The sequence below is a fragment of the Sporosarcina sp. FSL K6-1522 genome (assembly GCF_038622445.1).
GTDB lineage: Bacteria > Bacillota > Bacilli > Bacillales_A > Planococcaceae > Sporosarcina.
Genome location: NZ_CP152019.1, coordinates 146,705 through 163,714, shown reverse-complemented (window position 1 = coordinate 163,714; position 17,010 = coordinate 146,705). Strand labels below are relative to the sequence as shown.

13 protein-coding genes are annotated in these 17,010 nt (G+C 43.1%); 12 read left to right on the top strand and 1 reads right to left on the bottom strand.

All coding sequences use genetic code 11. The features are described 5' to 3' along the window. The first annotated feature begins 292 nt into the window (after positions 1–292). The 6 genes from MKY34_RS00830 (at position 293) to MKY34_RS00805 (ending at position 9,270) form a co-directional block, all read left to right on the top strand. Positions 293–1,648 (top strand): aspartate aminotransferase family protein, encoded by a 1,356-nt coding sequence (locus tag MKY34_RS00830; protein ID WP_342513367.1) that lies wholly within the window; start codon positions 293–295, stop codon positions 1,646–1,648. Between the two features lie 98 nt (positions 1,649–1,746). Further along, positions 1,747–3,225, top strand: a complete 1,479-nt coding sequence (locus MKY34_RS00825) for an amino acid permease (RefSeq protein WP_342513366.1) — start codon at positions 1,747–1,749, stop codon at positions 3,223–3,225. Between the two features lie 97 nt (positions 3,226–3,322). Continuing rightward, entirely contained in the window at positions 3,323–5,359 is a 2,037-nt protein-coding gene (locus tag MKY34_RS00820) for a hydantoinase/oxoprolinase family protein (RefSeq protein ID WP_342513365.1), read from the top strand. Between the two features lie 15 nt (positions 5,360–5,374). Beyond that, positions 5,375–7,348 carry a hydantoinase B/oxoprolinase family protein gene (locus MKY34_RS00815; protein WP_342513364.1) on the top strand — a complete coding sequence of 658 codons (1,974 nt, stop codon included), beginning with the start codon at positions 5,375–5,377 and terminating at the stop codon, positions 7,346–7,348. A gap of 28 nt (positions 7,349–7,376) precedes the next feature. Then, entirely contained in the window at positions 7,377–8,825 is a 1,449-nt protein-coding gene (locus MKY34_RS00810; protein ID WP_342513363.1) for an NAD-dependent succinate-semialdehyde dehydrogenase, read from the top strand. 268 nt (positions 8,826–9,093) lie between these two features. Then, entirely contained in the window at positions 9,094–9,270 is a 177-nt protein-coding gene (locus tag MKY34_RS00805; protein WP_342513362.1) for a hypothetical protein, read from the top strand. A gap of 655 nt (positions 9,271–9,925) precedes the next feature. Here the strand turns inward: MKY34_RS00805 and MKY34_RS00800 are convergent. Beyond that, positions 9,926–10,609: a hypothetical protein gene (locus tag MKY34_RS00800; protein WP_342513361.1), complete on the bottom strand. Its 684-nt coding sequence runs from the start codon at positions 10,607–10,609 to the stop codon at positions 9,926–9,928. A gap of 69 nt (positions 10,610–10,678) precedes the next feature. Here MKY34_RS00800 and MKY34_RS00795 point away from each other — a divergent pair, with 69 nt between their 5' ends. From MKY34_RS00795 to MKY34_RS00770, 6 genes are all read left to right on the top strand, one after another. Next, a complete protein-coding gene (locus MKY34_RS00795; RefSeq protein ID WP_342513360.1) occupies positions 10,679–10,957 on the top strand; it encodes a hypothetical protein in 279 nt (92 codons plus the stop codon). A 758-nt stretch (positions 10,958–11,715) separates the two neighbouring features. Further along, positions 11,716–12,030 carry a DUF3870 domain-containing protein gene (locus tag MKY34_RS00790; RefSeq protein ID WP_342513359.1) on the top strand — a complete coding sequence of 105 codons (315 nt, stop codon included), beginning with the start codon at positions 11,716–11,718 and terminating at the stop codon, positions 12,028–12,030. A gap of 263 nt (positions 12,031–12,293) precedes the next feature. Then, positions 12,294–13,448, top strand: a complete 1,155-nt coding sequence (locus MKY34_RS00785; RefSeq protein ID WP_342513358.1) for a CoA transferase — start codon at positions 12,294–12,296, stop codon at positions 13,446–13,448. Between the two features lie 18 nt (positions 13,449–13,466). Further along, on the top strand, positions 13,467–14,672 hold the full coding sequence (locus MKY34_RS00780) for an acyl-CoA dehydrogenase family protein (protein WP_342513357.1): 1,206 nt from the start codon (positions 13,467–13,469) through the stop codon (positions 14,670–14,672). Positions 14,673–14,843: 171 nt separating this feature from the next. Next, positions 14,844–15,542, top strand: a complete 699-nt coding sequence (locus tag MKY34_RS00775; protein WP_342513356.1) for an AIM24 family protein — start codon at positions 14,844–14,846, stop codon at positions 15,540–15,542. A 143-nt stretch (positions 15,543–15,685) separates the two neighbouring features. Then, complete coding sequence (locus MKY34_RS00770; protein WP_342513355.1) at positions 15,686–16,861, top strand: aminotransferase class I/II-fold pyridoxal phosphate-dependent enzyme; 1,176 nt, start codon at positions 15,686–15,688, stop codon at positions 16,859–16,861. The last annotated feature ends 149 nt before the right edge of the window (positions 16,862–17,010 follow it).

Here is a 17,010-nt window from a genome sequence, read left to right as displayed (position 1 = left end):
AGCAAATTTTTTTGCGAAGAAAGATAAAAAAGCCTCCGGCGGATGTCACAGATTTTGAAAGGAGTCAAGGAAGGCAGTCTAAGTGCGCGACGTCCTGTCGCGACGACTGCAGGTCCTGTGGGCACAAGCTCGATTCAAAATCTGGACGCAATTACGCCAAGGCGTAATTGATTATTGGGCATGAGAAGGGGGAGATGGTATTACTAGAAAATAAAATGTAAGCGTTGTCAAAAAAGAGCGTTAGAATTATAGAAACAAATGATAGACAACTATATTTTGGGGAGGAATACACATGAACGAACTAATCGAATTGGACAAGAAGCACTTTATACACCCGACAACATCTATCCAGGCGCAACAGGCTGAGGGAGCAAAAATGATTGTTGAAAAAGGCGAAGGAATTTACCTGACGGATACGGAAGGCAAAGTGTACGTGGATGCGATGTCTTCATTATGGAACGTCAATATCGGGCACGGTCGTAAAGAGCTTGCGGAGGCAGCGAAAGAACAAATGGAACAGCTTGCATTTAGTTCGACGTTTTCTTCCTTTAGTAATGAACCTGCAATCCGCCTAGCGAAAAAAATTGCGGATCTTGCGCCTCCTAGTTTGAATGCGGTGTTTTTCACATCTGGAGGATCGGAGTCCAATGATTCCGCGATTAAGCTTGTGCGTCATTATTGGAAAATACAAGGACAAGCTGAACGTACTAAAATCATTTCGCTAAAACGGGGCTACCACGGCGTTACGGCGGGTGCGACAAGTGCAACAGGTATTCCACAATTTTGGGATATGGCTGGCCATATGTTAACAGGCTTTGCGCATGCGAAAACGCCATACGAAATTGGGACAAGCGCGTCGATTCAATCGATTCGAGAGGTCATTGAAGCGGAAGGACCAGAAACCGTCGCGGCATTTTTAGCGGAACCAGTACAAGGTGCAGGTGGGGTCTTGATTCCACCGACAGATTACTTCAAAGAAATCCGTCAGCTATGCGATGAATACGGCATTTTGTTTATGGCAGATGAAGTCATCACAGGCTTCGGTCGGACGGGCAAAATGTTCGGTATTGAGCATTGGGAAGTAGAACCGGATCTACTGTCATTTGCAAAAGGTGTGACAAGCGGCTATTTCCCACTAGGTGGTGTCATCGTTGGCGATAAGGTCCATGAAGTATTAAAAGCGCAGTCGTCTGGCGTACTGTTTCATGGCTTTACGTATAGCGGACATCCAACAGGAGCTGCTGTTGCGTTGAAAAACATTGAGATTATCGAGAATGAAGGCTTAGTGGACAATGCGCGTCAGAGAGGCGAAGAGCTCCTCAAAGGATTTGCGTCCATTAAAGAAGAGGCGGAGATTGTAGGAGATATCCGGACACTTGGGCTTCTAGGTGCGCTGGAATTAGTACAGGATCCGAAAACGAATAAGCGTTTTTCTCCAGAACTAAAGGTGGCGCCAAGAGTGATTGAAGCTTTACATGAACGAGGCGTTATTTGTCGAGCAGTTACGTATGATAGCACGGACATTATTTGTTTTGCGCCACCACTCGTGATGAGCAAGGAGCAGGTTGAAGCGATGATTGAAACGTTACGCGAAGCGGTACTCGCAGTTCAACAAGAGTTAGAAAGTCAATTAGCCAAGCTGTCATAACGGGTAGATAAGCTGTCGGTAAAATCAATCGAAAATGAGCCCCGCTTCGCTTACGAATGTGTATGCGGGGAATCATTTCTTATCCGAGGGGGAGACGAATGGAAGACCAGAAGCTGTTGAAAGTATTGGGGAATCGGGATGTGCTTGTCCTAGCCTTTGGTGCAATGATTGGCTGGGGCTGGGTTGTAACGGCTGGGCTGTGGATTACAGAAGCAGGTTCACTAGGCGCAATCCTGGCATTTCTAATCGGTGGATTACTCGTTGTCTTTGTTGGGTTGACCTATGCGGAATTGGCCGCAGCTCTCCCGCTGTCGGGTGGGGAGTTATTTTACGGTTATGCGGCAATGGGACGCTTACTGTCCTATATTATGACGTGGGCAATTATTCTTGGTTATGTGTCAGTCGTTGCGTTTGAGGCGGTTGCGCTGCCAACTGTGTTTGATTACCTATTCCCGGGTTATGGCAAGGGGTATATGTATACGATTGCCGGTTGGGATGTGATGGCGACGTGGGCTGGCGTCGGCATAGCGGGCTCGATTTTGATTGCCTGGATTAATTACCGTGGCATGAAGCTTGCGAGTGTTGTCATGACGATTTTGACGTTATTGATTGTGACGGCGGGTGTTTTGCTCATAACGGGTAGCTCCATAGCTGGAAATGTTGAAAATATGCAGCCACTTTTCGGCAGTGGCATGAAAGGGATTCTAGTTGTACTCATTATGACACCTTTTATGTTCGTTGGATTTGATGTAATCCCACAGGCAGCGGAGGAAATCAATCTTCCTCGTAAGCGCATTGGTCAGTTATTGGTATTTTCCGTTTTGATGGCGGTTGCTTGGTATGTGTTAATTATCTTTGGTGTTTCTCGCGTTTTGACACCGTCTGAAATTAGTGGCTCAGCGTTAGTGACGGCCGATGCGATGGCGAAAGCGTTTGGTGGTAGTAAGATGATGGGGAATATTCTCGTCCTTGGTGGAATCGGCGGGATCTTGACGAGCTGGATTGGTTTCTATGTTGGGGGGAGTCGCGCAATCTTTGCGTTGGCGAGAGCGGGCATGCTTCCTAAATCATTGGGAGAGCTTCATCCAAAGTACAAGACGCCGCATAGAGCGATTTTGTTAATCGCGGTGCTCACAACGTTGGCGCCATTGTTTGGAAGACCGGCGCTCGTTTGGCTTGTGGATGCGGGTGGACTAGCTTTAGTCGTTGCTTGGCTAATGGTTGCATTGTCATTTATCATCCTGCGCAAGAAGCGTCCAAATATGAAGCGTCCATTCCGTTTACCAGGTGGTACGTCGATCGGTTGGATTGCCTTATTCATGTCCATTGGCGTTTTTGCACTTTATATGCCAGGAATGCCGTCCGCATTGATTTGGCCGTATGAGTGGGTCATTATCCTTGTGTGGAGCTTATTAGGAGCGGTGTTTTACAAAATGGCGATGGCGAAATCTGGGGCAGCTAATGCCAACGCACAAATGGATAAAGAGATTGAACGCATTCTTCAAGAGGAAGAAACGCCAGTTGACGAGACTGTACCTTTAAAGGAACCGACTAAGGATGAAGTGTATAGCCAATAAGTTAAGGAGAAAAGGAGTTAGTGCAGAATATGGACTACTAACTTCTTTTTCACGCGAACAAACTTTGCACGGATGATGTATAAAGGAGAGGAATGCAATGGCAGATTATCGTTTGGCGGTTGATGTAGGGGGAACGTTTACAGATGTATTTGTTTTCGATGAAATCAAGAAAGAGATATTTGTCACGAAAGTCTCTTCTACCCCGAAGGAGCCTGAAAAGGGAATTATCGAAGGGGTTAAAAAGACAGGATTATCTGGGAAAGATCTTGTGCAATTTTCACATGGGACGACAGTAGGAACGAATGCGTTGATTGAAAGAAAATTGCCAAAGACGGCACTCGTAACGACAAAAGGATTTCGTGATGTAATCGAGATTCGTGACGGGACAAGGCTAGATTTATGGGATGCGTATAATGATGTTGCTCCTCCATATATTAAACGTCGAGATCGTTTTGAAGTGAAGGAACGAATGGATTATGCCGGGAACGTGTTAGAGGAAATTGATCCGGAAGAAGTTCGGGCATTGGGCGTTAAATTGAAAAAACGCGGTGTTGAATCTGTAGCGATTTGCTTTATAAATGCCTATATCAACGGAGAAAATGAGGTGAAAGTAAAAGAAATTCTGCAAGAGGAATTAGGAGATGTCTACATTTGTTCCTCAAATGATATTTTGCCAGAGATTTTTGAAAATGACAGAATGAGCACAACAATTGTGAACGCGGTACTTGGGCCGACGGTGAGCAACTATATTCAAAAGCTAGAAGGAGAAATGGAAGCGCTAGGATATGAAGGGGATATATTAGTTCTCCATTCCGGTGGCGGAGTGATGACTTCGGAAACGGTACCGCGTTATGCAGCAAGACTTGCTAGTTCTGGTATTGCTGCAGGGGCAATTGCTAGTAAATATATCGCAAATTTGTGCGGCTATAAAAATGCGATTGGATTCGATATGGGCGGAACGAGTACGGATATTTCGCTAATGTATGAAGGTGAGTTAAGGATCACAAAGGACTGGGCCATCGAATATGGCTACCCAATCGGTTTTCCAAGCATCGAGATATTGACGATTGGGGCCGGTGGCGGTAGTATTTCTTGGATTGACGAAGGGGGTTCACTGCGAAATGGTCCACAGAGTGCCGGTGCAGAACCTGGCCCCGCTTGTTATGGACTAGGGGGCAAGAACCCGACGAATACAGATGCGAACTTAGTGCTTGGCCGATTGGACACGAATTTGCTAGACGGCCAAATGCAATTGGATAAAGAAGCTTCTATAGCGTCAGTACATGAAAGTATTGGTAAGCCCTTTAACCTTGAGGTTGCGGAAGCCGCTAATTCTATCTTGAAAGTGGCTAATGCCAATATGTGCGATGCGCTGCGTTTGATATCTGTGCGCAGAGGTTATGATCCGCGTGATTTTGCACTCGTTTCATTTGGGGGAGCCAGTGGCGTTCATTGTGCATATTTGGCAAAAGAGATGGACATTCCAAACGTCATCATTCCACCTTATTCGGGAGTGGCAGCAGCGATGGGGTGTTTAATCGTTGATGTACAGCATGACATTACAAAAACCTTTATGGCAGACGCGAAAACCATTTCGATTGCCACGTTGCGGTCGGAATTCGCTACTATGGAAACGGAAGCAAGGGCTCTTTTAGAAGAAGAAGGCATTGCTGACGAGGACATGAACTTTATTCGTTACATTGATATGAGGTATGCGGGTCAATGGCGATCCTTAGCTATCACAATCGGGCAAAAATTGGATTCAATTGAAGGGGCGCTACTTCAGTTTCATAAGGAGCATGAGCGGGAATTTGCTTTTTCTGACGTGAATCAGAATGTGGAAATTTATGGACTGCGGGTTGCTGCAATAGGCACGGTCGAGAAACCAGAACTGCCGAAAAACATTGTAACGGGAACATTGGAGTCAGCATTAGTCAGTACACGACCGGTCTACTTTGAAGAGTCGGATGGCTTTGTTGAGACGTCTGTATATCGTCGTGAGGATTTGCCTACGGGGGTAGAATTGGAAGGACCGGCTATTATCAACCAGCTTGATTCGACGATTGTGGTGCCGCCGCAATTCACGGCGAAGACGGATGACTATCGAAATATCATTATCCAATATCGTAACTAGTAAAGGAGAATGGGCATGTCGACAACGACTCAACAGCTTTTTCAAAGTAAATTAGACCCGGTCACATTTGAAGTGTTGAAAAATGCTTATGTGAATTTGGTTGACCAGATGGCGGAACAAATATTACGGACGTGCTATTCCTTCGTCATTTACAATCACGACTTTAGCTCAGCGATTTGCGATGCAGAAGGAAATACGGTGATGCAGGGGACGCAAGATATTTCCGTTCACGTCGGTACGTTACACTTAACTGCGAAGGCGGTTATCGAAGATTTTAAAGACGATATTCATCCAGGCGATGTGTTTTTAATCAATGACCCGTATAGGGGCGGTACGCATTTTAGTGATACGCGAGTCATTAAGCCCGTCTTTTACGATGGAAAGGTGATTGCGTTCATGCAAGTGAATGGTCACTGGGCAGATATGGGTGGTTCTGTGCCGGGGTCATTTGATATTAAATCGAAAGAACATTTCGGAGAAGGTGTGAGAATCCCGCCGCTTCGAATTTATAGTAAGGGCGTTTATCTACAAGACGTGGCGAATCTATTAGTTTCTAATATGCGTGTACCAGAAGAACGGCTTGGCGATTTACGTTCCCAAGTAGAAGCCGCAAAAGTTGGGGAGAAGCAGTTGCTGGCCTTAATTGAAAAATACGGTATTGAGACAATCCTAATCGCTTTTGAAGAGGTACAGGATTATGTGGAGCGTCTAGCACGTACGAATATCAAAGCGCTTCCAGACGGTACGTGGGAAACAACGGATTATCTCGATATGGATCCTGAAGTAGGGGATGGGCTCATTCCTATCCATGTGAAAATGACGATTAAAGATGATGAAGTCTTTTATGATCTGAGTGGATCTCACGACTATATCGGATGCTTTTTGAACGCTGGATTTGGATCATCACTATCGGCGGCCTATGCGGGAACGAAAACGTTTTTCCCGGACATCCCATTAAACTCCGGATTTTACCGAGCTGTCCATGTTGAGTTGCCTGAAAACTCAGTCGTCAATGCGCCTTATCCAATCGCTGTAACTGGTTTTTGTTCAGGAGCTTACGAGAAAATCATGAATGCATGTTTTGAATTATGGTCCTCTATTATTCCTGAACGGGCGCTCGCCTGCTCCTTTAATCTGGAATACTTGTTAGTTGGAGGATGGGATACGAGAGAAAAAACGAAAGAGTATTTTATGTGGTACGACTGGATGGCAGGCGGCCACGGTGGCAGAAATAAACGCGACGGTGCCAATGCAATGTCTCCCGTATTTGGAGTTGGATTAAGTATTCAACCTTGCGAAGGACAAGAGCGCTTATCCCCTGTCGTCACGACGAAACATGAAATCATCATGGATTCGGGCGGGCCCGGTGAATACCGAGGTGGTTGCGGCGTGGAAAAGGGTGGAACATTGACGGCGGTGACGGATACGGTTATGTCGTATTGTTGTGATCGTTCGAGGTCAGTAACATGGGGAATCTGGGGTGGGTTACCATCATCTCCACATGGTGCTTGGCTAAATCCTGAAAAAGAAAACAAAGAATTTCTTGGAGCGATATTTTCAAATGTGAAGGTTGAAAGCGGAGATTCATTCGTCAGGCCTTCAGCAGGCGGAGGCGGTCTCGGAGATCCTCTAGAGCGAGATCCAAATGCTGTACTCGAAGATGTGATTGATGAATATGTATCCATCGAACGTGCGGAAAAGGACTACGGTGTGGTCATTAGAGAGGTTGATAAAGATATCGACCTTTTCGAAATTGATATGAAAGCGACGACAATCGCTAGAGAAAATATACGAAAGAACCGGAAAGCATGGCTACGTGAGGATATCACTAAGGTAGAAAATGCATTTTTAAAAGGTGAAATTGATACGTATGATTTAATCCGGAAATACGGCGTTGTATTTGATCATGATACGAAGAAGATTTTGCCGGAATCCACGCGTGAATACCGAGCGATGCTTGACAAAAGAATGGTTCCTCACTGGGGATAAAACGATAATAGAATGGAGTGTAGTGGATATGAGCCAAGAATTGAAAACGAAGGCGCATCTTATTTATATAAACGGTGAATGGAGTGGAGCGGACCTTGACGAGCTAGAGGTGGTGAACCCCGCGAATGGGCAAGTTATTGGTTGCGTGCCAAATGCTGGCGAAGTGGAAGCGCATGAAGCGATTGAGGCTGCGCATCAAGCATTTCAAACATGGTCGCAAACAACAGCTTATGAGCGTGCAGGCTATTTAAAGAAGTTCCATGCGCTGATTTTGGAACATCAGGAGGAGCTTGCTCAAATCATGACCAAGGAAATGGGTAAGCCAATAAATGAATCAAGAGGAGAAGTCGCGTCAGCTGCGTCATTCCTAGAATGGTATGCAGAGGAAGGGAAACGGGTTTATGGGGAAACCATTCCTACGCATACACAGAATAAGCGTCTGCAAGTATGGAAAAAGCCTGTGGGTGTTGTGGCTGCAATTACGCCGTGGAATTTCCCGGCTGCCATGCTGACAAGAAAGATGGGACCTGCCCTGGCGGCTGGTTGTACCATTGTCATCAAGCCTTCTGGTGATAGCCCGCTAACCGCGATTAAAATGGTCGAACTAAGTGAACAAGCCGGTTTTCCAAAAGGGGTTATTAACCTTGTAACAGGTTCTTCGTCAAAAATCGGCAAAGCGATTATGGAAAATGACAAAGTACGCAAAGTGACATTCACAGGTTCGACAGAAGTCGGCAAAATGCTCATTCAACAAAGTGCGCATCAAGTGAAACGCTTATCACTTGAGCTAGGTGGACATGCACCGGTTATTATCTTAAATGATGCGAATATCGATGCGGCGGTGGAAGGTGTTGTAGCTTCTGCATTCCGTAATGCAGGGCAGACATGTGTCTGTGCCAATCGCATTTATGTGCAGTCAGGTGTTCATGAAGAATTTGTCGACAAGTTTACGAAGGCCGTCAATCTCTTAAAAGTCGGAAATGGTGCGGAAGAAACTGTAACTGTTGGCCCGCTCATTAATCAAGCAAGTGTACAGAAAGTTCGTCATCATGTAGAAGATGCCTTAGCGAAAGGGGCTACGCTGTTAACAGGCGGCGTGTCCTTGGAGAATGACGGTGGAAACTTCTATGCGCCTACAGTCTTAAGTGATGTGACAGCGTCGATGGTTGTGATGCATGAAGAGACATTTGGACCGGTAGCACCGATTCAAAAAGTGGAAACGATTGAAGAAGCAATCGCTTTAGCGAACGATACACCGTACGGTTTGGCGGCATATGTGTTTACGGAAAGTGTCTCACAGGGCACCCGCCTAATCGAGCAATTGCAATATGGCATCGTAGGCTGGAATGACGGTGTTCCTTCCGCAACGCAAGCGCCATTTGGCGGCATGAAAGAAAGCGGCTTTGGCCGTGAAGGTGGTCATGAAGGCATCGAGTCTTATTTAGAGTCGCAGTATGTTTCAATGGGCATAAATTGATAAAGGAAGCGCGATTAATGGTGATAAACCCCGTTAATCGCGCTTTTTATAGTAGACAGATCTGACATTCAGCAGAATGCTGATTAGATCAACTTTACGAGAAGTGATGTTATGTCAACCTAGTGTGTATGGTCTATACAAACCCATTCAACGGAACAGGTTACTTTAATTAGAATGTGAAACTTTTCAGGGAATTTAGTCGTAAAGAAAAATACTATTAGCGAAAGAAATCTTATAGTTTTTATGTCTGATATTGGAGATGGGTATTATGAAAAAAGGAAGCATTGGAATGGCTTTATTTACAGGTCTATTTGTTGGAATCGTGGTTTTTTTATCCGAGTATTTAATTCCTAACACAAGTCTTATTACCTCAGTGATAATTGCTGGATTATCTGCTTTAGTCGGTGGTTTGATAGGGAATAAATTATTTCCAAATAAATCGTAAAGAAACGTTCTTAACGTAAAGGATACTTTAGTTGAACAATCGGCTGCCTTTACAGGGCAGCATTTCTTATTGAGTAATGGCGTTAACTACTTCCGTGAACTGGCGTTATGTTAACTAAAGGTGCATATAATCGCGTTCAACGACTGAACACCTAATTTACAATTTAATCTTATAGCTAAATAAATCAATGGCATTAGCAAGGATCCTCTTCCAAATACATTGAATGCAGCAGGCTATAAATAAATACAGAAGTGCAATCCTCAGAAGGTGGACCTTCGTTGGCGACGAGAATGAATACTCGATAAAAGTATTATCATCAACCAAGAAGTCTCATTCACAATCGTTTCCCAAGGGATTCACATGCTATTCATGGAAAATTCACAAAGGATGAAATACTGGCCATTAAGAATATATCTATCAATATTTTTAGGATGTCTTACAAGAACGTTTAAAGCGTTTCTATAAGAAAGAATGGACTATTTCTGTTCATTTTTCGATTCAATTCACCCAAGATGTCCGTGTCGATATGACAGTATATATTCTATTATGGCGAGGTTATCCTAAAATATAATAAGTGATCAATAAAACAAAAAAATACCTGTAGTTAGGACACTTTTTTATTAGTGTCCTAACTACAGGTATAATACTCCAAATCTTAATTTGCAAATATATTTTTACTGCCACCTAGAGTATAGCTAAATGTTATTTCATCCGCTATTTTTGCTCCTATTGGTTGGCCTTTAATAACTGCACCTACAACGTTATAACCAAATAGTTTTATTTTAACTCCTTTATTGGAGTTAAAATAACTTCTATTGTGCGAAGTTTGTACCCAATCTGTTGGGAACCCTGAACTAAAAGATTTAACACTAGATACATTTGAAAACTTTTTGGATGATCCACTTCCGGTATAAGTATATTTAAGATCAACAGTAACTCTTACAGGTTGAGTAACAGCTTTAAGAGGGTTTAGTGATGTTTTCACAAATACTGTAATCCTATCATTCAGTGGACCAGCAAACGTAGTAATGAACTGATCGGATTGAAAGATGTATTTCGTATCTTCAAATACGTCTACTTGTAGGTCTTTATTCTCTTCGTCTAATTCTTTTAAAGCTTTTTCAAAATCTTCAACCGTATCGAAATTAACAATAGGTGTTCCTTCAGGTAATTCATCTACGTCAATCAATTCAATGGACCGTGAATTGTTGGCAACATCTTCTATTTCTGTTAGTATTTCTGTAGAGTACTGAGTATCTTCTGAAGACGCAAAAACAGTATTACCGATAGTACTTACCGCAAAAAGAGAGAGGACAAGAGAGGAAATTAGTTTTTTCATTTTTTCACAAACACTCCTAATCAAATATTATTTTCATCATATTTGACAATAACACAGAAAGGGGTAATTATGGATAAAAAAAACAAAAAGTTCAATGTATGGATATTGATTGTTAGTATTGTTCTTGTTATTTGTATACCTTTTATTAATGGAAGTAGAGAAAATTTTAATGTTAACGAGGGAAAAGAAGATATTTTAATAGGTATATATGGATTTCCATTTGATTGGTTACATTTATACACTAATAATGGTTTCAGCTTTCTTGGGATAGGTTTTATAGGCAATATTATATTTTTCTACTGTGTTATTAAGATCTTAATTTGGATTTATAAAAAAATATTTGGTTAGTTTATAACGCCGACAAAAACAGGGGAAATCTCTTTAGTTTCAATAAAATATTTCTGTGTATTTGTTGAGTTATAATTTCTAATTGTTGATCTACTAATATTTTCGTAAATCGAATTGCGGTTCTGGTGTCTGGTGAAATTTGAATGAAAGCAGTAGATATAAGTGTACTCAGAAGACTTCCTAATCTAACACAATGTAAATATGTTAGATTCACGAAAACAGCTTCATCCTTTGACGCACAAGGGATGAAGCTGTTTTTTGTGAGGTTTATTTTTTGCTTATCTCATTTGAATCTAATATAGCGCAAGCTATGATCAATGTAAGTTAGATTGGAGTTTGTTCGTTTTACCTTATAATGAATGTTGCTACATCAGCTTTCACTTCGAAAATCAAGAAATCCTCGTCATTCTCTACACATTTTTTTCATATCTCATTCCTTTTCCGACAGATATACCATCTTTCTGATTAAAAATCATACATGCTGTTCCCTCAGTATACTTCTCGCATTCAAACTCACTAAGAATTATTACATATCCCTGTTCAAAATAAAAAATGGGTTTAACAACATGTTCCTCAACAGCCTTTACTTCGTTAGCAAAGTGAAAATGATGTCTTTATATCCAGCTATTCACATGAGAATTAGGTGCTAAAATAACAAGTCAAAACGAACCTTGAAAGTTTTACCAGTCTACTGTATTCTTGAAATAGATTGTATGACTTTTGTGAATAAAGACACTTTTTGAAGGGGATGAGCGTAGATGAATACGATTTTTATCGCGGGGCATGCACGGTTGCCATCTGGAATGGCTGCGCAAAACATGTATGAGACATTGACGATCACAGCAGAAATCGATAAAAAATACGGAGTCATCGTGACGGCGAGCTGTACATTAGCAACAGAGCATGGCAAAGCCTTTGTACAACAATTGCTAAGGGGATATAGTTTGCGAGATGGCATTGAAAAACCCGTAGAAGAAGTAAAAAATCATTATTTGGGGAAAGCCGGAAATGCGTTAATGTCCGCATTGAGAGATTTGTATAAACAATATGATGCGTGTGTTGTATCGAAATGATAGATGTAGTAAAAATAATTTAAATATTTACAATTGTATATGAGTGTGGTAAACTTATAGTTAACGAATCATGTTAAAGTGCTCAAACGCTTAGGACACATGATCAAACACCAATGGAAATGAAAAGCCCATACTGCCTAATCTGTTGAAAGACCTTGCCGGTTTTTTCACACACAGATATCAGCCAGTTCAATCTGACGTACAGGAATTCTGTAGTCTCTTTGAATTGGCTTTTTTATTTGCCAAAAGAGAGGAGTGGAAGTGTGTCGGGAGCACTGGGGAATATTCGCGTTCTTGATTTATCACGCGTGCTAGCAGGCCCTTATTGCACAATGATTCTAGGGGATTTAGGTGCTGAAGTAATCAAAGTGGAAGCGCCGGGCGGAAGTGATGATACCCGAAAATGGGGACCACCTTTTCAGAATGATGTGAGCGCCTATTATATGAGCGCAAACCGTAACAAAAAAGCGATTACGGTTGATTTGAAATCGGAACAAGGGGTCAAAATCATTAAAAAGCTTGTTACAGATAGCGATGTCATTATTCATAATTTCAAGACGGGAACGATGGAACGCTTTGGCTTGGACTACGACACGCTCGCTGCGATTAATCCGCGAATTGTCTATTGCGCCATTACAGGATTTGGTGAAACAGGGCCGGATCGAGATGCGCCAGGGTATGATTTTATCATTCAGGCAATGAGCGGATTGATGAGCATTACAGGGGATCAACAATCCGGTCCGCAGAAATCGGGTGTTGCCATCACAGACATCTTGACGGGCATGTATGCTTGTATTGGCATTCAGGCAGCGTTACTGGAGCGGGGACAGTCTGGCAAGGGGCAGAAGGTCGATATCTCCCTGTATGATTCCGCGGTCAGTGCTCTGGTGAATATCGGAAGTAATTTCTTGATGACGGAAGAAATTCCGAAGGCACTCGGCAATGTTCATGCCAATATCGTGCCGTATCAGACGTTTAAAACATTGGATAGTGAAATGGTTATTGCGGTGGGGAACGACCATCAATTTAAAGCGCTATGCGACGTGCTCAAAGTGCCACAGTATGCGTCAGATGAACGCTTTAAAACGAATCCAGACCGTGTGCAGCACCGGGAGGTATTAATCCCTTTATTGCAGCAAGCATTTTTAACTGAACCAACAGCTTATTGGTATAAAAAGTGTCGTGAACACACGATTCCAGCTGGGCCTATCCATAATTTGAAAGATGTCGTGAACGATGCACAACTGCAATCACGCAATATGTTTCTCACACACGAACATCCAACAGCGGGCACCATTAAAATGATTGGTAGTCCATTGAAATTGTCACGCACACCGGTGGAAGTGAAGCACCACCCACCGAATCCAGGTGAACATAATGAAGAAATACTCGGAAACCTATACGAAAAAAACAACTGACAAGGGAGAGCGTTTAATATGAACTTTGAATTTACATCTGAGCAGAATCTATTGAGAAACACAGTACGTGGATTGGTAGATAAAGAGATTATGCCGAATATCGGTGAGTGGGATCGCGCGGGGAAATTCGATCCGGCAATTTGGAAGCAGTTAGCGGATTTAGGTCTCATGGGCGTTTGTATTCCAGAGCAATACGGCGGTAGCGGCATGGATTACAATGCGTTAGCTATCGTATGTGAAGAGCTGGAGCGTGGCGATACAACGTTCAGGACGGCAGTTTCGGTTCATACGGGACTGAACAGCATGACGCTTCTGCAATGGGGAACAGAAGAGCAGAAGCAAAAGTATTTGGTACCGCAAGCAAAAGGCGAGAAGATTGGAGCGTTTGGTCTAACTGAGCCTGGAGCAGGATCTGACGTAGCTGCGATGCAGACGACAGCAGTGAAAAATGGGGATCACTACGTATTAAATGGCCAGAAGACATGGATTTCTTTATGTGATGTAGCCGATTACTTTTTAGTATTTGCTTACACGGGCGATAAAGCAGAGAAGCATAAAGCGATTTCAGCATTTATCGTGGATCGTACATGGGAAGGTTTTTCATCGAAAGCGATTAAAGGGAAAATGGGAATCCGTGCTGGTAATACAGGCGAGCTGTTTTTTGAAGATGTGAAAGTGCCGAAGGAAAACTTGCTTGGGCAAGAAGGCGAAGGCTTTAAAATTGCGATGGCTGCGCTCGATAACGGACGTTTCACGGTAGCGGCAGGGGCAGTAGGGCAAATTATGGCTTGTATGGAAGCGAGCATTGCATACTGTCATGAGCGCGCAACATTTGGCAAAGAAATCGGTAAACATCAGCTCGTTCAACAAATGATTGCCAAAATGGAAGCCGGCTATCAAATGAGTCGTCTCCTTGTGTATCGTGCAGGCGAGTTGAAAAACCAGGGAAAACGCAATACACGCGAAACTTCACTCGCGAAATGGCAAGCATGTGATTTTGCCAATCAGGCTGCGGATGATGCCGTGCAAATTCACGGTGCGTATGGCTTTTCCGATGAGTATCCAGTAGAGCGCTACTTGCGTAACTCGAAAGCACCGGTCATTTACGAGGGGACACGAGAAATCCATACGGTTATGCAAGCTGAATATGCGCTAGGCTATCGTGAAGATAAGGCGTTGAACAAAATGCTTCCGGCGTGGGAAGAAGCATTGCAATATAACTGAATGGAAAATCCTGAAGGGGCAATCTCTTCGGGGTTTTTTTCATATGGTTGGATGCCGGGCTATTGCATTTGAATATGCCTAGAATAAAATCACACTTTACATATGATTGAATCTTTTCCCCAATCCACACGTATGTATAGGCAGTGTGAATGGTCGAAAGGGGAGAGTTGAATGGGCAAGTATACAATTAGTGAATTCATTAAACAAACGCAACAGGACGATCAGGTGAGTGAGTACTTTGAATTGGAAACACCGCGTATTTTGGAAGTGAATTTATCAGACATGGTATGGGCGAAAACGGGTTCAATGATTTCCTATACGGGGCAGATTAAATTCGAACGGGAAAGAATGCTGGAGCATGGGGTCGGCATGATGTTCAAAAAAGCACTTACAGGTGAAGGTACTTCATTGATGAAAGCAACCGGGAATGGTCGATTATACTTAGCGGATCAAGGGAAAAAGATTACTATTTTCGATTTGAATAATGAATCGATTACGGTAAATGGTAATGACCTTTTGGCGTTTGAACCGGGCATTGAGTGGGATATTAAACTGATGCGCAAAGTGGCGGGGATGATGTCGGGTGGATTGTTCAATGTGACATTATGGGGAACAGGGAAAGTTGCGATTACGACGCATTTTGAACCGTTAACGTTGCTTGTTCGTCCTGGAGAGCCAGTTGTAACAGATCCCAATGCGACGGTCGCTTGGTCGGGCGATTTAACGCCTGAGTTCCGCACCGATATTAGCTTCCGAACATTTCTTGGTCGAGGTAGTGGCGAGTCTATTCAAATGGAGTTTTCGGGTGAAGGCTTTGTCATCATTCAACCGTTTGAAGAAGTGTATTTAAGTGGAGGCACCCAGTCCTAAATGATAATGTGGAAATCCTGAGGGAACGTTTTCTTCAGGATTTTCCGCGTTAGTATTCTTACAACTGTGTTTATTCCCAATAGTGATAAACCTTGTGGTAGAATAGCAATTGGAGTTATTTATCTAGTAAGGAGTGCTTTATATTGAAAATCGAACCATCTCTCAAAATGTCCATATTTGAACCAGCTATTTTTGGAGATTTAAAAGCAGCTGCCGAAGCGAAAAAAGCGACAGGCGCTGAATTGATTGATTTAAGTCTTGGAAGTCCAGACCTTCCACCAGATGAAAAAGTTCGACGTGTATTATCCGAACAAAGCGCGTTGGCAACTACATATGGCTACACACTTGGCGGCACCAAACGATTTAACGAGGCTGTTGTGAACTATTACCAACGGCGTTCAGGTGTGACGTTAAATCCAGAAACAGAAATCATTCAGACAATGGGTTCTCAAGAAGGACTTGTCCATTTACCATTCGCTTTTTGTAATGAAGGGGATATCGTGCTGACGACGAATCCTGCTTATGTGGCTTATGACACGGGCATTAAGCTCGCTGGAGCCGTTCCTTATTACATGCCGCTACGTGCAGAAAATGGCTTTTTACCGGATTTGGATGCCATTCCTGCAGATGTTGCGGCGAAAGCGAAATTGCTAATTTTAAATTTACCTGGAAACCCAGTTCCAGCGTTGCCAGATGCGACATTCTTCGACAAAGTGGTGGCGTTTGCTAAGAAACATAATATCCTTGTGCTGCATGACGCTGCTTACTCGGAATATTATTTTAGCGGTGACTCACCGATTAGTTTCCTAGCAACACCAGGGGCAATGGAAGTTGGGATGGAAATCAACTCCTTATCGAAAAGCTTCAGTCTTGCAGGTGCGCGCATCGCCTATATTGCTGGGAATGCGGAGATGATTCGCATCATTAAACAGTTGAAGTCTAATTTAGATTACGGAACGTTTGGACCGATACAAGATGCGGCGGTTACGGCATTGGATAACGCAGAGGAAATTACCGATCGTTTGCGCAAAGTGTTTACAGAGCGTCATCAAGTATTGATGGCGGGCATGCGTGACATCGGTTGGGAAGCGACACCGTCCAATGGCGGCATGTTCGTCTGGGCGAAATATCCGTATGACATGGATGATAAAGCGTTTGTCTTCGAAGTCATTGAGCAATGTGGCGTCGTCATGGTTCCGGGCAGCATATTCGGTTCTGAAGGTGCTGGGTTTGTCCGATTGGCGCTTGTGCAGAAAGTGGAGAACATACAAAAAGCGGTGGAACAATTGAAGAAATTGGAAATTTGTGTAGCGAAGTAATAAGAGATTAGGAAGGGCGCGGAGATTGTGGTCCTTTCTAATCTTTTTTGTTATTTTTAAAGGGCGTGAAAGCAGTTGAAATCTGCCTGGATGTTGTAGAATAGGGGAGAGATTGATTGTAAGTGTTTGTCTATCTGATGGATGGCAAA